We start from the raw sequence: 20,309 nt of genomic DNA, 5'->3' as shown, positions 1-20,309 counted from the left end.
TGTGGCCCGGCGGCTCAGAAACGCTCACTGCCTCCCCTGCGGGGCAGCCTCGTGGACCTCGGGCCGGGGCGTGAGGGTCACCCCCATGGGGTCGAAGGCGGCGGGTTCGGCCACGCGCCAGCCCTTGTCGATGAGCACGCGGTCCAGGCCCTGCGACTTGCCGTTCGGCAGGAACACCTCGGCCACCTCCGCCCCGCTCAGGGTTCCTCGGGCGTCAAGGTGCAGGGCGCCGCGGATTGTCAGCCGGTCGAAGGGCGCGGCGCCCCAGTTCGTCTTCGGATCGTCGCTGCTGAGCATCACGGCGCTGAAGTAGGCGGTGCCCCCCCGCGCGGTCCAGCGGCCGACCATGAGCGGGCTGTCGGACCAGGAGGTGTTGTAGGCGGTCAGCGTGCCGTCCGGCGCCAGGTTGAGCACCCCGGGATTCGGACCGTGGCGGACGTGCACGTTGGGGTAGTTGCTGTGGTCGTGGTCCTCCCAGATGAACCACAGGCCCGTGAACGGGGCGGTCGGCGTACTGCGCGTTTGGGCCTGGGCCCGGAGGAGTTCGGGGGCGGCGAGCGTGGCGGCGCAGAGGGTCAGGACACCCGCCGCGGCGGCCCGGGTGGAGGGAGAAAAGGGCATACGTTTTGGCTCCTTTCGGCCCCTGGCGCGTGCCTGGCGACCTGGCCGTACCGTAGGGGGAAAGGGCCGGGCGGCGCATCGTTCGTTTCAACCGCAGCCCGCCCGATCCCGAGCGGTGGGGGCAGGTTCAAACGAACGATGGAATCGGGTTCGGCCGAACGCCGCCAGGTGGGGCTCCTGCCGGGACAGGCGGGGCCCCATGGTTGGAAAAGCTTCCGGGCAGCCGCGGCTTATCATGGCGCTACCAGGACACAAGGAGTGCGAACCGTCGCGGGCATCGTCGACAAGTCTTGGACAGTTCACAGACCAACTACGGCGAGGAGCGGCGAATGGAACGAGTGGTGGTAACGGGTGTGGGTGTATGCAGCCCCCTGGGCTCGGGGGTCGAGGAGTTCTGGCGCCGACTGCTCGCGGGGCACACGGGGGTCCGAGGGCTGGCGGATCCGGAGAGGGAGACCCTGGGCCTGCGCGTGGCCGCCACGGTGCCGGGCGGGGACATTGAGCCCTACCTGGACCCCAAGGCGGCGCGCCGGATGAGCCGCTCCTCGCACCTCGCGCTCGTGGCCGCCCGGGAGGCGGTGCGTCGGGCGGGCCTGGAAGGGGCAGGCGTGGACCGGGAGGAGGTCGCCGTGATCGTGGGCAGCTCCATCGGTGGTTACAGCGCCAGCGAGGCCTCGTTCAAGGCCTTTTACCGGCAGGAGTCAGTCAGCCCCTTCACCATCCCGCTGTCCATGAACGTCGCGCCCGCCGCGAACATCTCCATCCACCACGGTTTTCAGGGCCCGCTGCTCTCGGTGGACGCCGCCTGCGCGTCGGCCGCCCACTCCATCGGGCACGCCTTTGGCCTGGTCGCCAGCGGCGCGGTGCCCGTCGCCGTCACGGGTGGTGCCGACAGCCCCTTTTCCCCCGCCGTCGTGCGCGCGTGGCGGGCCCTGCGGGTGCTCTCCGACTGGGTGGGCCCCCCGGAGGAGGCCTGCCGTCCCTTCAGCGCGGACCGCAGCGGCCTGGTGCTGGGTGAGGGCGCCGGAATCCTGGTGCTGGAAGCCGAACGCTCAGCACGGGCGCGCGGGGCCACCATTCTGGCCGAAGTGGTGGGCTACGGGGCCAGCTCGGACGCCCACCACCTCACCCAGACCGAGTCCGCCGGTCCGGTTCTCGCCATGCGGCGGGCCCTGCGTCAGGCCGGGGTGGACCCCGAGCGGGTGGACTACGTCAACGCCCACGCCACGGCCACGCCCCTCAACGACAAGACGGAGACCCGGGCGATCAGAAAGGTGCTGGGGGAGCGTGCCCCCCGCGTCCCGGTGGTCGGGAACAAGGCGGCGCTGGGGCACGCGATGGGTGCGAGCGGCGCCCTGGAACTCATCAGCACCGTGCTCTCGCTGCGCGACCAGGTGGTGCCGCCCACCCTCAACTGCCGGGTGCCCGACCCGGAGTGCGACCTGGACTACGTGACGGAGGGCTGCCGCCCGTGCCGAGTGGAGTACGCCCTCAGCAACTCCTTCGCGTTCGGCGGAAGCAACGCCGCCCTGCTGGTGAGGGCGTACAGCGGGGCTTAAGGCCGCGCCGGGCGGGGAAAGGGGGAGATGGGCCGATTCCCCGAGGCGAGGAGCTTTGGTGGTTCTGCCCGCGAGGCTGACGGCAAGACGACGGTCACCGTGGACCCTAGGCTGGAGGAGCCGCCCTGGTACCGGTTCAAAACCTCTGGGGAAGCACCGCAGGGTCTTTCGGTGTCGCCAGCCGGTCTCCTGTGAAGCTGCCTGTCCGCGCGCCCCTTGCCTGCGCCTCACTGCGAGTTCGGGTGTGTCCCCTCCGTGCAGCGCGGCTGCGCCCCGCTCTGCCACACTTTTCCCGGAGGTCCACCCGTGAACGACTCGCCCATCCCCACCCTGACCACGCCGCGCCTCGTGCTGCGCGCCTTTGAGCTTGGTGACGCGCCCCAGGTCGAGACGCTGGCTGGGGACCCCGCCGTCGCCCGCTTCACCTTCGTGCCGCACCCCTACCCGCCCGGGGGTGCAGTGGGCTGGATCGCGGGCCATGCGCAGGAGGCGCGGGTGGGGCGGCAACTGTCGTGGGCGATCACGCGCGGGGGCGAACTCGTCGGGTGCGTCGAACTCGCCCTCAACCCCTTTCACGGCTGGGCTGAGATCGGCTTCTGGCTCGGCACGCCGTTCTGGCACCGCGGTTACGGGACCGAGGCGGCGGAGAGAGTGCTGACGTACGCCTTCGAGGACCCCGGCCGCCGCCGGGTGCAGGCCGCCGTGTTCGTCGAGAACGCCGCCTCGGCCCGGTTGCTGGAGCGGCTGGGCCTGCGCCGCGAGGGCACGCTGCGGGGCTCCGGCCGCCCGGGGCCGGGACGGTCCGGCGATATGCACATGTACGCCATCCTCCGCGAGGACCTCGGGCGGGCGTGACGGCGCCTCCCCGGTCCGGTCTCTTCCAAGAGGCCGGATCGTTCGTTTCAACCTGCGCGCCCCGGGTTCAACCGAACGATGTGCGATGTTCCGGCCCTCCGTACCGTGGGCCTCACCGGAGCACCTGACACGCTCACCGCTCCGCCGGAGGTCCCCATGAAGACGCGCCCCGACACCCGCACGCTGCTCCTGACCCTGGCCCTCGCCGGACCCGCCCTCCTCGCGGGCTGCGGGGGAGGAACGGCCCCCACGCCCGGGAAGGAAGGCCTGGTCACCCTCACCCTGAAAGCCCCGCTGCCCGCCCCGGTCCAGGCCGCCGGTCTGCGCTCCCAGGCCGTGCCCATGGGCAGTGACGGGAACACTCCGGTGGGGGGGGTCCGCGTTCGGGTGTTCACCGGGGACGGCACCCCCGTCAAGTTCAACGCCCAGCACCAGGCCGATCCGCAGGGCGGCGTGGACCACCTGGACCTGACGCCAAGTGCATCCAGCACCTCGGTGAGCCTGACGCCCGGGACGTACACCTTCCAGTCGTCGGGACTGAGCGAGGCGGAGAACGGTACCCTGCTCGCCTTCGGGCGGCTGGAACACCAGGACGTCGCGGCGGGAACCACGGTCAACCTCAAGGTGCAGACCCTCACGGACGACGTGACGCTCACGAGCGCCCTTCCCATGAATGCCGCCGTGCCCGGGCAGACCTTCGACGTGCTGCTCACCGTCCGCACGCCGGGCGTGAATGGAACCCGGTTTGCGGTGCCGCTCTCGGACTTCAAGGCGACGTACACGCTGGATGCCGCTGCGGGTAGTGTCCAGGCATCGAGCAACCTGGGGGCCCGGGTGGGGGTGGCGGCCTCACCTTCAGCCGCGAACTTCACCCTGAAGGCCGCCTTGGACGGCCTTACGGCCAGGGATGCGGAGACGGCGCAGCCCAAGACCTTCGGGCCCACCTTCACCCTGCCGTTCCTGTCGGGGACGGGCATAGGGGTGGACCTCCGCGCCCCCGACCTCGCGGTGGACACCCCGCAGGTCACGGCGGGCCAGCCTATCCTCCTGACGGGCACGGGTGGAGACAACGTGGGTCTGAAAAAACTGGAGGTGTTCGACGGCCCGGTCCTGATCGGCAGCACGGAGGACAGCGCCGGAGTCCCGAAGGTCACCTTCGACCTGGACGGCGACGGGAAGGTCACGAACCGGTGGCGCCTCTCGTGGGCGAACGCGGCGGTGGGCCCCCACGCGGTCACGGTGATCGCCACCGACACGAGCGGCAACGAGACCCGGCGCGAGATCAGCGTGACCGTGGGCGGTGGTGACGGGGGCGGAGGTGGAAACGGCGGCAACGTGATCCCCACCCCGGACTACAGCGCCTCAACGGGGGACATGATCTCGGCCAAGGACGGGGGCACCCTCACCACCACGGGGGCGGACGGCACCCTGTACCGCCTGACCTTTCCGCCGGATGCCCTGGCCGAGGACACCCAGATCACCATGACACCCCTCTCAGGGGTCGGGGGGCTCCCCCTCTCGGGGCCCCTCGCCGGGGCGGTGAAGCTCGAACCCGACGGCCTGAAGCTTTATCAGCCCGCCACGCTGACGATCACGCCCGCCCACCCGCTCGCGGCGGGGGCCGTCTCGCCCTTCTCCTTCGAGGGGTCCGGGACCAGTCCCGGCATTCCCGCGCTGGGGCCGGACAGTACCCCGAGCAGCTACGCCCTGAAGCTGCTGCACTTCAGCGGCTACGGGGTGGCGGGCGGCTCGGACGCCGAGCGGGCCGACCTCGCCGCGCGGGCCGTGAGGTACGGGACCGAGGCCGTGACCTCGCAGATCAACGACCTGCTCAACGCGCAGCGGCGGCGGATTCTGGACGGCCAGCCGGGCGACCCGCAACTCTGGGACAAGCTCTCGGCCCTGATGGAGCAGATGTACGACGAGGACGTGGCGCCCTACCTCGGCGAGGTAGCGGGGAACTGCACCGTGGGCGAGGCGCTGATCCCCTCGCTGCTGGTGTGGGTGCGTCAGGTGGAGCTCGTCGGCCTGGGCGGCTTCGAGGCCCAGAAGGGCGCCGTGATGGACGCGGTTCGCGGCTCGGTGGGGTCCTGCCTGCGGGAGGAGACCGTGCCGTGCGTGCTGCCCGACCTCCCGTCGCTGCGGAAACTGTTCGGCACCATTCGCAAGGCGCAGTTGCTGGGGGTGGACGACAACCACGCCTCCCTCGCCCCGACCTGCGGTTGGCAGGGCACCCTGAAGCGTTCGGTGCACAAGAACGCGCAGACCACGCCCGTGCCCAATGTGACCGACACGGTCCAGAAGGACGCGGAACTCAGCATCGACCTCACCACGCCCCCGGCGGCGGAGATGGTGGACATCCTCGCCGGGCGGGGCGCGCACAACAACCTCACCTCCGCCTCGTACGACCTGCGGCACGAATGGGTGCGGCTCGTCACCGGGCCGGACGAGGCGCGCGACTGGAAGGGGGACATCCTCTGCCAGGGGAGCTACAGCATCCGCCAGACCGACAAGAGCACGGAGGCGGGGGAGTCCCACGAGAGCGCGGGGGGCGGCGTCAGCTTCCAGGACGGCAAGTGGGTCATCAACTACGGCGGCCCGACCATCTTCACCCAGTACACCCGTACCCTGACCAACGTCTCGAACTACGATTGCGAGCCGCAGCAGAACGTCGACACCGTGACCACCGAGGGCCCCACCTGGCAGTCCGAGGGGCTGGGCCTCTACGCGGAGGTGCCGGGGAGCGCGGACCTGGACTCCCTCTCGGGCACGGCCAAGGGTCCCGAGGACGGCAGCGACACCCAGGACCTCATTACCTACAACCTGATGCTCCTGCACCGGTGAAGCGGCATGGACGATCAATCCTTCACCCTGCCCGCCCGCGTCACCCGCGCCGGGGAGCGGCGGGTGCTGACCCTGGGCGGCCTGCGCCTCGCCTACTTGGAGGGCACCGACGGCGAGGGCAATACCCTGGAACTGCTGCTCCCCCCTCGCTTCCACGAGTGGGCACCCACGGCCTTTCACCTTACCCACCTGACGTACTTCGTGGTCTTGGGCGAGGTGACGTTCACCTGTGGGGAACGCGTCACCTTGGCCGGACCGGAAACGTCGGTCGCCGTGCCACCCGGACTTGCCCACTCGCTGGAGAATTCGTCGGGTGCGGAGGCGCATGTCCTGCTCCTCGCCCGGCCCGGCGGGCTGCACCGCTACTTCGAGGCCCTGGCGGGGCTGCGCTCGCGCTCGCGGGGCTGGCCGCCCGAGCCGCCCGGCCTGCTGGAGGCGCTGGAGCGGGCCTACGGGGTGACCCACGAAACCGCCTGAGCCCCACGCCGCCGTATCATGAGGGGCAGCCATGCGACCTGCCAGCGGGGAGTCACACCGTCCATGAGGGGGGAAGAAGCGGGGGAAGCCGCGCGAGCTCCGAGGCTGGACCCTTCACCCGGCGAGCTGCTGGGCCGGGAGCGTGAACTCGCCGCCTGCGCCGAGCTGCTGCGCCGCGGCGACGTCAGCCTGGTGACGATCACCGGAATGGGCGGGATCGGCAAGACCCGCCTGGCGACCCGCCTCGCGCAGGACCTCGGGGGAGCCTTTCCCGACGGGGTGCGGCTGGTGTCGCTGGCCGCCGTCACCGACGCCGAGCTGGTGCCCCAGGCCGTCGCCACCGCCCTGGGCGTGAGTGGGGAACAGGCCGCTGCCGAGGCCGTCTTCGCGGCGTTGCGGGGCGCCCGGCTGCTGCTCGTGCTGGACAACCTGGAACACGTGCTCGACGCGGCGAGCTTCGTGGCCGAACTGCTCGTGGAGGCCCCCGGCGTCCGGGTCCTGACCACCAGCCGCGCGCCGCTGCAACTCACCGGCGAGTACGAGGTGCCGCTCGGCCCGCTCGCGCTGCCCGGGCCCCCCGACCGCCTCTCCCCGCAGGCCCTCCTCGCCGTGCCCTCGGTGGCCCTCTTCGTGGCGCGCGCCTCGGAGGTGCAGCCGGGCCGGGTCTGGGACGCGGAGGCGCTGGGGGTGGTCGCCGACATCGTGACCCGGCTGGGAGGCTGGCCGCTGAGCATCGAACTCGCCGCCGCCCGCACCCGGCTGTTTCCACTCCCCGCCCTCAGGAGCGCCCTGGACGCGCCGCTGGGGGTGCTGACCCGGGGGGCGCGCGATCTCCCGGCCCGGCAGCAGACCCTGCGCGCCACCCTGGATTGGAGTTACGCCCTGCTGAACGGGGGCGAACGGGCGCTGCTCGCGCGGCTGGCGGTGTTTCCCGGGACCTTCACCCCGGATGAGGTGGAGGGCGCGTTGGGGGAGGTGGGTCGCCTCGACGCGCTCGCAGCCCTGGTCGAGCACAGTTGGGTGGTGCGCCCCGAGCCCGAGGGCGGCGGGCTGGCCCTGCTCGAACCCGTGCGCGAGTACGCGCTGGAGAAGCTGACGACAGAAGGGGCGCTGGACGCCGCGCGGGAAGCGCACGCCCAGTACTACCTCGCCCGGCTGGAGGACCTGTTCGCGTCTGGCGAAGCGACCCGGGCGTATTTCGCCTGGGTGCAGGTCGCCTACCCGCACCTGCGTTCGGCGATGAACTGGGCGCTCTCCGCGGGGGCGCTGGACCTGGCCCTCCGGCTCGAACAGGGCCTGCTCACCTTCTGGACGATGGGCGGCAGCGGCCTGGTTACCGAGGGGCGGTTATGGGCCGAGTCGCTGCTGGCGCGGGTGCCCGAGAAGGACGAGCGCGCGGTGGCCCAGTTGTGCATCGCTGTCGGCCTCTTCGCCGCACGCCAGAGCGAGTTCGTGGCCGCCCGGCACCTGTACGAGCGGGCCCTGACGCTCGCCCGGCGTGCGGCGGACCCCGTGGCGGAAGCCGATGGCCTCTTCAGGATTGCCGAGGTGGCGCGAATGGGCGGCGGAACGCCCGACGAGGCCGAGGCGCTGATGCGCGACGCCCTCGCCCGGTTCCGGGCGTTGGGTGAGGTGGGCCGCTGGCTGTCCGGTACCGTTCAACTCGCGGCGCACCTCGACACCCTGGGCCGTTACGCCGAGGCCCTGACCTTGCTGAAGGGCATTCAGGCAGAGGCCTGGAATCACCCCGACCCCCGCGCCTCCGTGAGAGCGCTGGTGTACTCGGCTTGGCTGCTCATCCGTCTGGGCCGGCCGGAGGAGGCTCGTGCCCCCCTGGAGGAAGCCCAGGGCCGCCTCGCGGGGCTGGCGCTCCCCTCGCTGTGGCAGTCGGTGCAGCACGCGCTGGCAGAGTGGGCGCTGGCGACCGGGCGGGAGGCCGAGGCCGAGGCGTACCTCGCGCGGGCGCAGACCCACATCCTCGACCTCCAGTCCCCTCACCTGCTGGCCGGACTGTTCGAGACCCAGGCCCGCCTCGCCGAGCGCCGGGGCGAAACGGCCCGGGCCGCCGCCCTCTACTGCCGGATGCTCGACGAGCTGGGCCCGGGCGGCGCCCCCTACATGCTGGCGGAAGCCCGCCAGGGCCTCGCCCGCCTGGAGGGGAGGGCCGTGACCGTTTCCGCTCCCAAAGCCCCCCGCTCCGAGCCGGGCCTCACCGACCTGACCCCCCGCGAGACGGAGGTGCTGGCGCGGGTCGCGCTGGGGGACACCAACGCGGGGATCGCCCGGGCGCTGGGGATCAGCCTGCCGACCGTGAACGCCCACCTCCGCACCATCTTCTCCAAGCTGGGCGTGGGCAGCCGGGTCCTGGCCGCCCGCGTTGCCGTCGAGCGCGGGCTGGTTGGACCGGGCTGACCCGCCGGGAGTAGGCTGGAGCCGGAGCCCCCCACATGACCCACCCGCCGCGTCACGCCGCAAGTCTGCCGCAGCCGCCCACTCCGCTGATCGGCCGGGGTGCTCAGGTTGCCGACCTTCTGACTCTGCTCGCCCGGCCCGAAGTCCCGCTCGTCACCCTGACCGGGCCGGGCGGTGTGGGCAAGACCCGCCTGAGCTTGGAAGTTGCGCGGCACCTCGCCGCTGTCGGGGAGGAGGCGGTCTTCGTGCCCCTGGCCGCGCTGCCGAGTGCCGACCTCCTCCTGCCCGCCACGCTGCGCGCCCTGGGCCTCGACCCTGGCGAAAGCGCGCCGCTGGACGCCCTGCGACAGGCCCTGGTCGCCCGTCCCCCCCTGCTGATCCTCGACAACCTCGAACATCTGCCCGGTGCCGCGCCCGTCGTGGCTGAGCTGCTGTCCAGCGTGCCCGGGCTGCGGGTGCTGGCGACCAGCCGCGCGCCCCTGCGCCTCTCGGGCGAGCAGGAGTACCCGGTGCCGCCGCTCGCCCTGCCCGAACCTCGGCGGCCCCCGGAGGAGCAGGCCGCCTCGCCCGCCGTGGAGCTGTTTCTCGCCCGGGCGCGGGCGCGCGGGGCGGCGCTCACCCCGTCAGGCGAGACCGTGGGGAGCGTCGCGCAGATCGTGCGGCGCCTGGATGGTCTCCCCCTCGCCATCGAACTCGCCGCCACGCGGGCGAGGGTGCTGCCCCCCGCCGCCATGCTCGCCCACCTGGACCGGGCGCTGCCCCTCCTGCAGGGCGGCCCGCGCGACCTGCCTGCCCGCCAGCGCACCCTGCGGGCCACCCTCGACTGGAGCTACGGGCTGCTGGGGGGGGAGGAGCAGGCGGTCCTCGCCCATCTCGGCGTGTTCGCGGGCGGCTTCACGCTGGAGGCGGCGGGGGCGGTCACGGGCCGATCCGACCTGCTCGACCCCCTCTCCGTCCTCGTCGAGCAGCACCTCGCCCTGGCGGTGCCCGGAACGGCTTTCACCCCGCGCTTCACCCTGCTGGAGACGGTGCGCGAGTACGCGCTGGAGCGGCTGGAGGAGCGCGGGGAACGGGAGGAAGCCGAGGCGCGGCACACCGCCTTTTTCCTCGCGCTCGCCGAGAGCGCCGAGGCGCCCCTGCGCGGTGGGGACCAGCGGCTGTGGGCCGAGCGGCTCGAACAGGACGCGGACAACCTGCGCTCCGCCGTGCGCCGCGCCCTCGCTTCCGGCCAGCCGGACCTCGTGGCGCGGATCGCCTGGGGCGTGTGGTACTTCTGGTGGCAGAACGGGCACCACGCCGAGGGCCGCCGGGCCGTCGAGGAGGCGCTGCGCTTGGGGCTGGCGGACGGCACCCTGCGGGCGCGGGCCCTCTTCGCGCTGGGCGGCATGGCCTACCTGCAGGGCGACTTCGAGCTCGCCGCCCGCTGCGCGGGGGAGGGCTTCCCACTGATGCAGGCCGAGGGGGACCGGCTGGGCCTGGCCCACTACCTCTCCGCGCAGGCCACGATGGCGATGTACGCGGGCAACCTGGAGGAGGCCGCGCCGAGCTTCGGGGAGGCCGAGCGGGCCTACGCGAGCGTCGGGGACCGCTGGGGTGTGGGCTACGTGCGGCTCGGGCAGGGGCGGCTGGCGGCGCTGCGGGGCCGCTGGGAGGAGGCCCGGGCCTTTCTGTTGCAGGCCGTCTCCCTCTTCCGTGAGCACCGGGACCGCAGCTACCTCGTGTTCGCCCTGCACAGCCTCGCGCTCGCCGAGCTGCGGCTGGGCGACGAGGACGCGGCCCGGCGCGGACTGGAGGAGGCCTGGGCCCTCGCCCGGGAGGGCCGTGACCCGGGCAGCGTGGCCTACGTGTTGGAGGGCTTCGCGGCGCTGGAAGCAGTCCGGGAGCAGCCCGAGCGTGCCGCCTCCCTCTGGGGCACCGCCGAGCACTGGCGGGAGGCCCAGGAGGTCGCCCTCACGCCCACCGAGCGCACCCTGTACGTCCCCTTCCAGGAGGAGGCGCGGCGGGGGGCCGGGGCACGATTCGATCCCGCCTGGCAGGCTGGTCGGGGTCTGACGCCCGAGGCGGCCCTCTCCCCGGAGCCTGCTCACCAGGAGCCCTGGCCAGCCGCCGCCCCCCACCCCGACCTCACCCCCCGCGAGGCCGAGGTGCTCGACCTGATCGCCGACGGTCTGACGAACGCGGGGATCGCCCGCCACCTGGAGGTGAGCGTGCCCACCGTGAACGCCCACGTGCGGACCCTCTTCTCCAAGCTCGGGGTGACGACCCGGGTCATGGCGGCCCGGCTGGCCCTGGAACGGCGCGAAACGGGGGGTGGGTCCGGGACGTGAGGTGGGCGGCCCATCTCCCGGCCGCCCACCCCAAATGCCGCCTGGACGCTTCAGGGTTGCGTGGCCGGGCGAACCCGCGGGTCATCCGCACCGTTTCCCCGGGCCTCCCACCCGAGAACCGCCAGAAAGGCCAGACCACCCAGCAGGGCCAGCCCGCCGCCCGTCACCCCCCAACTGCCCGCTCGCTCGACGGTGGCAAAGGCGCAGACGCCGAGATACACGAGCGAGAGGCCGACCAGCGTGCCGACTACCCGGGCTCCGGGCGCCCGAGTCGCGCTCAGCAGCCCGCCCAGGGTCAGGAGCAGCGCGAGCGTCACGGCGCTGGCGTGCGTGTGGTGCTGCGCGAGGTAGTCGTGGGTGGTGGCCTGGAGATGCGCCTCGTGCAGGCTCACCGGGAGCAGGGCCAGCGCCAGCCAGACACTGGCGACCACGAGGGGGAGGCTGACGTTCGTGAGAGCAGGTGGGCGCAGCAGCGCGCGGCGGGCGGGGTAGGTGCCCAGGACGAGCGCCAGCGGGAGGCCCCCGGCAACCAGCAACTCCAGCCCGGAGCCGGGATTGCCCCCGGGTTGGGCACGACCACGAAGGTGAGGCTGACCAGCCCCATCACCAGGGCGAAGAACTGGACGAGCAGGGGCCGCCCCGCCGGGCGCCGCAGCGAGGCGAGGAGCGCGCCGCAGGGCAGGATGGCCGACAGCACCGCCCACTGTCCCTGATACCAGGCGTCGATGAAGTGGGGCACGTCCGGCTCGAACGGCCCGAGCTTGACGCCGAACGGTTCGAGCGCCACGGTGAACGAGCCCGTGAAAAGCTGCATGGCCGCGAAGGTGAGGAGCGCCGCGACCGTGTAGAGGACGGTGCGCCAGCGGGCGTGCGTGCGGGCCGGGGTGCCTGGCGAACGGTCGGTCAATAGAGTCATCTTTTTCCTCCTGCGGCCCCTAGGACCGCTGGGAGCAGCGTAGGCGGGACCATTTTCCCGGCACATCGTTCGGTTCAACCGCGCGGGCCGGGAGAGGGCAGGTTGAACCTGACGATGTGCGGGCTGCGGAGGGCCAGGTAGGCTCGGAGCGTACCGGACGGCCATTCCCGCCCCGAGAGGAGCCCCCCATGCCCAACTCCCGCCACCGAACCACCGCCATCCTCGCCACGCTCACCCTGCTTCTGGCCCTGCCCGGGCACGCGCTCGCCGCAGATGACCTCGCGCCGCTCAGTGACGAGTTCTCGGATGCGGGCACCCTGCGCTCGTGGCAGCGCGCGGACGAGGTGGAGGGCTGGCCGGGCAAGTGGCGGGCGCTGGACGTGAACGCGGCTTTTCCCGGGGAGCTGCACATTGAGCCGCAGACGAGCGAGTGGTACGGGGACTGGCAGGCGCCCTACCTGTTCAAGACGGTCTCCGGGGACTTCGTGGTGACGGCGCGGGTGAGGGTGACGGGGCGCGGGGGTGCCGTGCCGCAGCGGGCCTTCTCCCTGCTTGGCCTGATGGCCCGTGCCCCCCGAATGGATACGGCGGCCACCTGGACGGCCGGGCGCGAGAACTGGGTCTTCCTGACCGTGGGCACCGGGAACGGCGGCGTGCCCCAGTTCGAGGCCAAGACGACGGTGAACAGCGCCTCCACCCTGGAACTCACCCCGGCGCGCACGGGCTGGGTGGAACTGCGGCTCGCGCGCGTCGGCGCGTCGTTCGTCCTGCTGCACCGCCTGGATGGAGGGCGCTGGACCCTGCACAAGGCCTACTTCCGCCCGGACCTGCCCGCCACCCTCCAGGTCGGCCTCAACGCCTACACCGACTACGACACGATCCAGCGGTACCTGCGCCGGGGAGAGTACGACCCCAGGCAGGCGAACGGCAGCCTGGTCCCGGACGGCCAGCCGGACCTGATCGGGCGGGTGGACTTCGTGCGCTTCGGGCGCCCCAACGTGCCCGATGCCTGGCGCGGGCAGGACCTGTCCGGAGTGACTCCCGCCGAGCTGGTCAGCCGCTTGGGCTTCCCTTCGGACCCTGTTCGCTGAGTGGCCTCAAGCCGACGAGAGTTGCGAGCAACAGCATGCTGTGGAGGATGGCGGTGGGCGTGGCTGACGAGTTCCACGAGCGCACCGTCGCCCGCACGCTCTCCAGAGCGAGCAGCGAAGCCGGGCTCTTGACAGCGATTTCTCTACCATCTGATTGCAGAAAGCTACTTTTAACGTTCCATTCCGCCCCCGCGAACCCCTCCTCAGAAAAGTAATTGACAGCGGTTTCAAAACCTGCGTATGCTCTTCGCAAGCACATATGGAACCTACTGTGACGCTCGCGGAAGTGGCGCGTGCGGCCGGAGTGTCGGCCAGCACGGTCTCCCGGATTCTCAATGGCACGGCGAACGTGAGTGCCGAGAAGCGGGAGGCCGTCGAGCGCACCCTGACGCGGCTGAACTACCGTCCCAATGTGCTGGCCCGCGGCCTGGCGAGTGGCCGGACCATGAGCGTCGGCGTCCTGACGCAGGACATCTCCAGCCCCTTCTACGGTGACACGTTGCGGGGGCTGGAACAGGGGCTCGCCCGCAGCGGCTACCACCCGGTCGTGATCAGCGGCCACTGGCGGGCGCAGGAGGAGATGGAGGCCATCGACTTCCTCGTCTCGCGCCGGGTGGACGGCATGGTCGTGCTGGGCGGCGTCACGCCCGACGAGCGGCTGCGCGAGGTGGCGGGACAGGTGCCGCTCGTTGCCCTGGGGCGTTGCGTTCCCGGCCTCGACGCGCAGTGCCTGCGGCTGGACAACCACAGCGGGGCATACGCCGCCACCCGGCACCTGATCGACCTCGGTCACCGCGCCATCGCCCACATCGCCGGGGTGAACTCGCACCGCGACGCGCAGGACCGCCTCGCAGGATACCGCGCGGCCCTGCAGGACGCGGGGCTCCCCTTCGACCCCGAACTCGTGCTGGAGGGAGACTTCCTGGAGCAGTCGGGCTTTCTGGCGGCGACCCGCCTGATTGAGGGGCGGCGGATGTTCACGGCGATTTTCGCGGCGAACGACCAGATGGCCTACGGGGTGCGCCTCGCGCTGTACCGCCGGGGGCTGCGCGTGCCCGAGGACGTGTCCCTGGTGGGCTTCGACGACCTGCCGGGTTCGATCTACACCACCCCCCCGCTCACCACCGTCCGGCAGCCCACCTACGAGATGGGCGTGGCGGCCGCCGCCTGCGTCCTGCGCCTGCTCCGGGACGAGCCCCCTGAACTGCCCCCCCTCGACGTCACCTTGATCGTCCGCGAGTCCACCGCCCGCCGCCGCACGTAGAAAACCTCACCCGGGCCGGAAGGAGCTCCGCCGCAGGAATGAAAGCGTTTTCAAAGTAAAGCCACCCCTCGTCCCCGGAGGACTGTATGAAGAAGACCTTGACTGCCCTGACCCTCGCCCTCGTCGCCAGCGTCGCCGGAGCCCAGACCAAGAAGACGATCACCGTCGGCGTGTTCCCCGACCTCGACAGCGTGGTGAAGGCCGCCCTACCCGGCTTTTACAAGACGCACCCGAACATCGAGGTCAAGATCAACTCGCTCGCGTACGCCGATCATCACAACGCGCTGACCACGGCGCTCTCCACCGGCTCGGGCGCGAACGACGTGGAGGCCATTGACTTCGGCTACATCGCCAAGTTCGCTGAGGGGGGGGGCCTGGTCGACCTCAGCAAGGCGCCATACAACGCGGGCAGCCTGCGGTCCCGTTTCGTCGCCTACACCATGCCGCAGGCCACCACCCAGGACAGGCGGATCGTCGCCATCCCGACCGACATCGGCCCGGGCAGCATGTACTACCGCACCGACTTCCTGAAGAAGGCCGGGGTGCGCCCCGTTGACCTCACCAAGAGCTGGGACTCGTACATCGCGGCGGGGAAAAAACTCGTGGCGGCCAATCCCGGCACCTTCCTGATCCCCGACGCCTCGGAGGTCGCCACCATCATCATCCGCACGGGCCTCCAGCCCGGCGAGGGGCTGTACTTCGACAAGGACAACAAGGTGCTCGTCGGGCCGAACAACCCCCGCTTCGTGCGCGCCTTCACCGTCGCCAAGCAGATCCGCGACGCGAAACTCGACGCTAAGGTCGGAGCGTCTTTCAGCGCCGACTGGACGACCGGTTTCCAGAAGGGCAACTTCGCCACCGAGGTCAGCGGCGCGTGGCTCGTGGGCCACATGCAAAATTGGCTCGCCAAGGATTTCGCGGGCAAGTGGAACGCCACCCAGCTTCCCGGCAACACCTTCACCTCGTACGGCGGCTCCTTCTACGGCATTCCCAACCAGAGCAAGAACAAGGCCGAGGCCTGGGAACTCATCAAGTACCTCACCACCAACCCCGACCAGCAGGTGCTGGCGTTCAAGACGACGGGCGCTTTCCCCGCGCTGCTCGCCGCGCAGAACGCCCCGCTCTTCAACGAGGGAGTGCCCTACCTCGCCAACCAGAAGGCTCGCGTCCTGTGGCGTCAGGCCGCCCTGAAGATCAAGCCCATCGACGTGAACCGACTCGACCCGGTCGCCGAGCAGATCGTGAACGATTCTCTCAGCGCCGTGCTCGACGGCTCCAAGAGCGTGCAGCAGGCGCTCACCGACGCGCAGGGACTCATCCAGCGCCGAGCCCGCTAAAGGCCGCACCGGGGGTCGCCAGGCGCGGCCCCCTTTCGTGAAGAAGGAGACCGGCCTTGCAAGCCCCGCTGTCCACCCGAACGCACCCCCGCCTGACCCCGCGCGCCCGCTGGGACAACTTCCAGCGGCGGTACGCGCCGTACATCTTCATCAGCCCCTTTTTCGTCCTGTTCGCCGTCTTCGGCCTGTTTCCCATCGTGTTCTCGCTGTACCTGTCCTTCCACTCGTGGCAGCCCGCGGCGGGCCTGGGCGACATGGACTTCGTGGGCTGGCGCAACTTCACCGACAACCTCACCGACCCGACCTTCTGGCAGTCGCTGAGGAACACCATCGTCATCGGGCTGGAATCCGGCATCCCGCAGCACCTGATCGCCATCCCGCTCGCCTTCGCCATCCACATGGGGCTCAGGCGGATGCAGGGCATCCTCACCGCCCTGTATTTCGCCCCCTACATCACGTCCGTGGTGGCGATCACGGTCATCTTCTTCACCCTGTTCAGTTGGCAGTACGGGGTCGTGAACGCCGTCCTGTCCAGCCTGCATGACCTCCCCGTGATCGGCGGCCTCTTCCCGGAGGAAAAGGTCAACTGGCTGGGCAACCGCAGCTTCGTGCAGCCCGCCGTGGCGACCGTCGTCGTGTGGCGGTACGTCGGGTGGAACGTCGTGCTGTATCTCTCGGGTCTCCAGAGCATCCCCAGGGACCTGTACGAGGCCGCCAGTGTGGACGGCGCGACGACCTGGCAGCAGTTCCGCTTCATCACGCTGCCGCTGCTGCGCCCGATCATGTTCGTGGCGATCACGCTCACCCTGATCGGAAACCTGCAACTGTTCGAGGAGCCGTACATCCTGACGGGCGACTCGGGCGGCATCGGGAACATGGGCCTGACAACCGTCATGTATATGTACCGCACCTACAACTTCTACAGCGATGCGGGGCTGGCGGCGGCGATGTCGTGGTTGCTCTTCCTGGTGATCGGCGTGCTGACCCTGGTGAACAACCGCCTCTTCGGCCGCAGCGGCCTGGCGAGGGCCGACTGATGCGCGTCCCGGAAAGGAACTGACGTGGCGATTGCCACCCCCACCGTAAAGTCCCCGGTCCGCCCGCGCGGCACGGTCCGACCACTCAGCCGCTGGGCCGCGGTCGCCCTGCTCTTCCTGGGCGCCCTGCTGACCGTCGCGCCCTTCTACTTCATGTTCGTGTTCGCCACGCACACCCGCGCCGAGATCTTCCAGATCCCGCCGCCCACCTGGTTCGGCGAGGCGGCGGGCCGCAACTACGACAGCCTGCTCGAACGCCTGCCCTTCTGGCGCAATCTCTGGAACAGCCTATACCTCGCGCTCATGAGTACGGTCACCACGCTGTTCTTCTGCTCGCTGGCGGGCTTCGCCTTCGCCATGTACAACTTCCGCTTCCGGGAAGGGCTCTTCGGGGTGGTGCTCGCCACGCTGCTGATCCCCAGCGCGCTGAACATCGTGCCCTTCGCCCTGATTATGCAGGCGCTGGGCTGGATCAACACGCCCCGCGCCCTGTGGGTGCCCGGCATGGCGAGTGCGTTCGGCATCTTCCTGATGCGGCAGTACATCGGCAGCGCGATTCCAAAAGAACTCGTGGAGGCCGCGCGCATCGACGGGGCCAGCGAGTTCGGCATCTACCGGCGCATCATCCTGCCGCTATGCGGACCCGCCCTTGCCACCCTCGGCCTGGTGACGTTCGTGAACTCGTGGAACTCCTTCGTGGGGCCGCTCATCATCTTCCGCACCGCCGAGACGTATACGGCGCCGCTCGCGCTGCGGAGCCTGCAGGGGATCGCCAATACCGACTGGGGCGCCCTGATGTGCGGCGTGGCGCTGACCGTGCTGCCCCTGCTGATCGTGTTCGTGTTCTTCTCGCGGCAGCTCATCGAGGGGCTGACCTCGGGCTCGCTCAAGGGGTGAGGGTGCGGCGTTTCCTGCTCCCCCTCCTCCTGAGCGCCACCGCGTCCGCCGCCCCCGCCACGTTGACTGTTACCGGTCCGGGCACTCCCATCGCCCCCCTCGCGGTGAACGGCTTCAACACGAGCTGGCAGATGTCGGTCGCGGAGGCCGTGGAGCCGGTGCGCTCCGTCGCCCCCACCTCCCTGCGCTTCCCGGGCGGGAACGTGGGGGACGAGAACGACCTGACCGACAAGGCGCTGGTGTACTTCAAGGGGAACCTGGGCCTGACGGGAGGGAACACCGCCGCCATCGTCCAGACCAGGGTTTTCGCCACCCGCCCGGAGGCCCGCAACCGCCCCGAGGATGCCGCGCAGGCGGCACATGACGCGAAAGCCCTCGGCCTGAAGGTCACCTACTGGGAGATCGGCAACGAGCCCGACCTGTACTCCAAAAATCGCGGGGATCAGAGCTGGACGCCGGAGAGGTACTGCCAGGTCTTCCGCGCCCAACGCGGGGCCATCCTGAAGGTGGACCCGGCGGCGAAGTTTGCCGGTCCCGCGATCTCCAACCTCACCCTGCCCTTCCTGGAGGGCTTCGTCAAGGGCTGCGGCGACGTGGTGGACCTGTTGACCTGGCACGAGTACCCGACGGACGGCACGGCCACGGACGAGGCGGCGCTGGCGACCGCGCCGACGGTGACGCAGCACGTCAGCATCGTGCGTGACCTGCTGCGCGACCCGGAGCGCAACCCCCTGGGCCACACCCGGGACGTGCCGCTCGGCGTCACCGAATACGGCCTGTCCTGGCGCAGCGACCGGCCCCGCCACCTCGCCGATCAGGTGGGGGCGCTGTGGGCCGCCGAGGCCGACCTGCGGCTGGCCGAGGCGGGCGTGAACGTGACGAACTACTTCGCCCTCATCGCGGCGGGGAATCACGGGCTGGTGGACCTTGCGGGCATTCCACGCCCCACGCTGTACGCCTTCCAGCAACTGCGGCACTTCCGGGGGACAGCGCTGCCCGTGCAGTCGAGTGACCCCGCCCTGTGGCCGCACCTCGCCGAAGATGGCCGCCTCCGCACCCTGCTCGTCACGAACACAGCGACTGACACCCACCAGATCACCACCGCCATGCCCGGGTACACCCTGATCGGCGCCAAGACCTTCACTGAACAGACCGTGCAGGACGAGGCGGACTTCATTCGGCTGAAGCTTGGCTCCACCCTCGACTTGCCTGGACGCTCCCTTACCCGGCTCGTCTACAAGCGCCTCCCGTAATTCCCTCCCCAGTTCAGAGGACCTGCTCCATGACCATCACCCGCAAGGATTTCCCCGAGAATTTCGTGTTCGGCGTTGCCACGTCCTCCTACCAGATCGAGGGGGCGACCCGGGAAGACGGGCGCGGCCCCTCCATCTGGGATACCTTCTGCCGCGAGCCGGGCCGGATTCTCGACGGCACGAACGGTGACGTGGCGTGCGACCACTACCACCGCTGGGCCGAGGATCTCGACCTGATGAAGAGCCTCGGCGCCGACGCTTACCGCTTCTCCATCGCCTGGCCGCGCATTCAGCCGGAGGGGAGGGGAGCCGTCAACCCCAGGGGGCTCGACTTCTACGACCGCCTGGTGGACGGGATGCTGGAGCGCGGCCTGAAGCCCTACGCCACGCTCTACCACTGGGACCTGCCGCAGACGTTGCAAGATGCCGGGGGCTGGGCCAACCGCGACACCGCGCACCGCTTCGCCGAGTACGCCCGCCTCGTGGCCGAGCGGCTGGGGGACCGGGTGACGAGCTACGCCACCCTCAACGAGCCGTGGTGCTCCTCCATCCTCAGCTACCAGATCGGGGAACACGCGCCCGGCCTGCGAAACCGCAGGCTCGCCCTGGCCGCCGCCCACCACCTGCTTCTCGGGCACGGGGAAGCCGTGTCGGCGATGCGGGAGGTTGTGGGTAACGCCGAACTCGGCATTGTCCTCAACCTCCAGCCCACATACCCCGCCTCCGACCGGGCCGAGGATGTGGCCGCCGCCCATCACGCCGACGGGACCTTTAACCGCTGGTTCCTCGATCCCCTGCTGAAGGGCGAGTACCCCGACGACATCTGGGCGGCGTACGGCGCGGACGTGCCCGAGGTGCGTGGGGGCGACCTCGCCTGCGTCGCGCGGCCCCTCGACTTCATGGGCGTGAACTACTACAGCCGGGGCGTGAACAGCGCGAATGGGAGCGTGCGGCCCGCCGACTCGGCTTACACCCACATGGGCTGGGAGGTGTACCCCCAGGGCCTGACGGACCTGCTCGTGCGGCTGAAGGAGGACTACGCCGTGCCGCCGCTTTTCATCACCGAGAACGGGGCCGCGTACCCGGATGAACCGAACGGGGACCGCGTCCACGACCCGGAGCGGGTGCGCTACTTCGAGTCGCACCTGGAGGCTGTCGCCCGTGCGGCCCAACACGGTGTGGACGTTCGCGGCTACTTCGCCTGGAGCCTGATGGATAACTTCGAATGGGCCTGGGGGTACAGCCGCCGCTTCGGGCTGGTGTACGTGGACTACGCCTCGCAGCGCCGGGTCCTCAAGGACAGCGCGCTGTGGTATCAGGGGCTTCTCACCGGGCAGTCCGAAGGTGTACTCCTGTCCGCCACCGACTGACTCCGCTGTGCCGGGCCGGGTTGGAAGGGTCCCTGTCCAGCCCGGTCGC

The 20,309-nt window shown here is 70.7% G+C and carries 16 protein-coding genes; 13 read left to right on the top strand and 3 right to left on the bottom strand.

Annotated features, from left to right (window positions below):
• Positions 1-24: 24 nt before the first annotated feature.
• Positions 25-621 (bottom strand): hypothetical protein, encoded by a 597-nt coding sequence (locus F784_RS0110715; protein ID WP_019586730.1) that lies wholly within the window; start codon positions 619-621, stop codon positions 25-27.
• 329 nt (positions 622-950) lie between these two features.
• Here F784_RS0110715 and F784_RS0110710 point away from each other — a divergent pair, with 329 nt between their 5' ends.
• The 6 genes from F784_RS0110710 to F784_RS27575 all read left to right on the top strand — a co-directional run bounded on the left by F784_RS0110710 (position 951) and on the right by F784_RS27575 (position 11,095).
• Positions 951-2,180, top strand: coding sequence for a beta-ketoacyl-[acyl-carrier-protein] synthase family protein (locus F784_RS0110710; RefSeq protein ID WP_019586729.1), 1,230 nt, complete (start codon positions 951-953; stop codon positions 2,178-2,180).
• A gap of 306 nt (positions 2,181-2,486) precedes the next feature.
• The gene (locus F784_RS22950; protein ID WP_019586728.1) at positions 2,487-3,035 is read left to right on the top strand and encodes a GNAT family N-acetyltransferase; all 549 of its coding nucleotides are present in this window, start codon (positions 2,487-2,489) and stop codon (positions 3,033-3,035) included.
• 156 nt (positions 3,036-3,191) lie between these two features.
• Positions 3,192-5,879, top strand: a complete 2,688-nt coding sequence (locus F784_RS0110700) for a hypothetical protein (RefSeq protein ID WP_020700647.1) — start codon at positions 3,192-3,194, stop codon at positions 5,877-5,879.
• Positions 5,880-5,885: 6 nt separating this feature from the next.
• Positions 5,886-6,356, top strand: coding sequence for a cupin domain-containing protein (locus F784_RS0110695; RefSeq protein WP_019586727.1), 471 nt, complete (start codon positions 5,886-5,888; stop codon positions 6,354-6,356).
• Positions 6,357-6,419: 63 nt separating this feature from the next.
• Positions 6,420-8,768: an ATP-binding protein gene (locus F784_RS0110690; protein WP_019586726.1), complete on the top strand. Its 2,349-nt coding sequence runs from the start codon at positions 6,420-6,422 to the stop codon at positions 8,766-8,768.
• Between the two features lie 35 nt (positions 8,769-8,803).
• Complete coding sequence (locus F784_RS27575) at positions 8,804-11,095, top strand: ATP-binding protein (RefSeq protein WP_019586725.1); 2,292 nt, start codon at positions 8,804-8,806, stop codon at positions 11,093-11,095.
• A gap of 50 nt (positions 11,096-11,145) precedes the next feature.
• Here the strand turns inward: F784_RS27575 and F784_RS0110680 are convergent, their stop codons facing one another.
• Together F784_RS0110680 and F784_RS0110675 are read right to left on the bottom strand one after the other, a co-directional pair.
• The gene (locus F784_RS0110680; RefSeq protein WP_019586724.1) at positions 11,146-11,526 is read right to left on the bottom strand and encodes a hypothetical protein; all 381 of its coding nucleotides are present in this window, start codon (positions 11,524-11,526) and stop codon (positions 11,146-11,148) included.
• A complete protein-coding gene (locus F784_RS0110675) occupies positions 11,484-12,011 on the bottom strand; it encodes a hypothetical protein (protein WP_157465180.1) in 528 nt (175 codons plus the stop codon). Before F784_RS0110675 ends, F784_RS0110680 begins: the two co-directional genes overlap by 43 nt.
• A gap of 188 nt (positions 12,012-12,199) precedes the next feature.
• Here F784_RS0110675 and F784_RS0110670 point away from each other — a divergent pair, with 188 nt between their 5' ends.
• From F784_RS0110670 to F784_RS0110640, 7 genes are all read left to right on the top strand, one after another.
• On the top strand, positions 12,200-13,102 hold the full coding sequence (locus F784_RS0110670) for a DUF1349 domain-containing protein (protein WP_019586722.1): 903 nt from the start codon (positions 12,200-12,202) through the stop codon (positions 13,100-13,102).
• Positions 13,103-13,361: 259 nt separating this feature from the next.
• Positions 13,362-14,366 (top strand): LacI family DNA-binding transcriptional regulator, encoded by a 1,005-nt coding sequence (locus tag F784_RS0110665; RefSeq protein ID WP_026332407.1) that lies wholly within the window; start codon positions 13,362-13,364, stop codon positions 14,364-14,366.
• Between the two features lie 86 nt (positions 14,367-14,452).
• On the top strand, positions 14,453-15,703 hold the full coding sequence (locus tag F784_RS0110660; protein ID WP_019586720.1) for an ABC transporter substrate-binding protein: 1,251 nt from the start codon (positions 14,453-14,455) through the stop codon (positions 15,701-15,703).
• A gap of 56 nt (positions 15,704-15,759) precedes the next feature.
• Positions 15,760-16,740: a carbohydrate ABC transporter permease gene (locus F784_RS0110655; protein ID WP_019586719.1), complete on the top strand. Its 981-nt coding sequence runs from the start codon at positions 15,760-15,762 to the stop codon at positions 16,738-16,740.
• A gap of 24 nt (positions 16,741-16,764) precedes the next feature.
• The gene (locus F784_RS0110650) at positions 16,765-17,637 is read left to right on the top strand and encodes a carbohydrate ABC transporter permease (protein WP_019586718.1); all 873 of its coding nucleotides are present in this window, start codon (positions 16,765-16,767) and stop codon (positions 17,635-17,637) included.
• Between the two features lie 2 nt (positions 17,638-17,639).
• Positions 17,640-18,890, top strand: a complete 1,251-nt coding sequence (locus tag F784_RS0110645) for a GH39 family glycosyl hydrolase (protein WP_019586717.1) — start codon at positions 17,640-17,642, stop codon at positions 18,888-18,890.
• Between the two features lie 29 nt (positions 18,891-18,919).
• The gene (locus F784_RS0110640) at positions 18,920-20,260 is read left to right on the top strand and encodes a GH1 family beta-glucosidase (RefSeq protein WP_019586716.1); all 1,341 of its coding nucleotides are present in this window, start codon (positions 18,920-18,922) and stop codon (positions 20,258-20,260) included.
• Positions 20,261-20,309: the final 49 nt, after the last annotated feature.

Origin of the sequence: Deinococcus apachensis DSM 19763 (assembly GCF_000381345.1) — a bacterium.
GTDB lineage: Bacteria > Deinococcota > Deinococci > Deinococcales > Deinococcaceae > Deinococcus > Deinococcus apachensis.
The sequence above is the reverse complement of the archived record's forward strand: the minus strand, read 5'-3'. Positions and strand labels throughout refer to the sequence as shown.

What these genes read in the sequence shown, in the direction of transcription:
- F784_RS0110715 (WP_019586730.1), bottom strand. Translation starts at nt 621, where the DNA reads ATGCCCTTTTCTCCCTCCACCCGGGCCGCCGCGGCGGGTGTCCTGACC.
- F784_RS0110710 (WP_019586729.1), top strand. Translation starts at nt 951, where the DNA reads ATGGAACGAGTGGTGGTAACGGGTGTGGGTGTATGCAGCCCCCTGGGC.
- F784_RS0110700 (WP_020700647.1), top strand. Translation starts at nt 3,192, where the DNA reads ATGAAGACGCGCCCCGACACCCGCACGCTGCTCCTGACCCTGGCCCTC.
- F784_RS0110695 (WP_019586727.1), top strand. Translation starts at nt 5,886, where the DNA reads ATGGACGATCAATCCTTCACCCTGCCCGCCCGCGTCACCCGCGCCGGG.
- F784_RS0110690 (WP_019586726.1), top strand. Translation starts at nt 6,420, where the DNA reads ATGAGGGGGGAAGAAGCGGGGGAAGCCGCGCGAGCTCCGAGGCTGGAC.
- F784_RS27575 (WP_019586725.1), top strand. Translation starts at nt 8,804, where the DNA reads ATGACCCACCCGCCGCGTCACGCCGCAAGTCTGCCGCAGCCGCCCACT.
- F784_RS0110675 (WP_157465180.1), bottom strand. Translation starts at nt 12,011, where the DNA reads ATGACTCTATTGACCGACCGTTCGCCAGGCACCCCGGCCCGCACGCAC.
- F784_RS0110670 (WP_019586722.1), top strand. Translation starts at nt 12,200, where the DNA reads ATGCCCAACTCCCGCCACCGAACCACCGCCATCCTCGCCACGCTCACC.
- F784_RS0110665 (WP_026332407.1), top strand. Translation starts at nt 13,362, where the DNA reads ATGGAACCTACTGTGACGCTCGCGGAAGTGGCGCGTGCGGCCGGAGTG.
- F784_RS0110660 (WP_019586720.1), top strand. Translation starts at nt 14,453, where the DNA reads ATGAAGAAGACCTTGACTGCCCTGACCCTCGCCCTCGTCGCCAGCGTC.
- F784_RS0110640 (WP_019586716.1), top strand. Translation starts at nt 18,920, where the DNA reads ATGACCATCACCCGCAAGGATTTCCCCGAGAATTTCGTGTTCGGCGTT.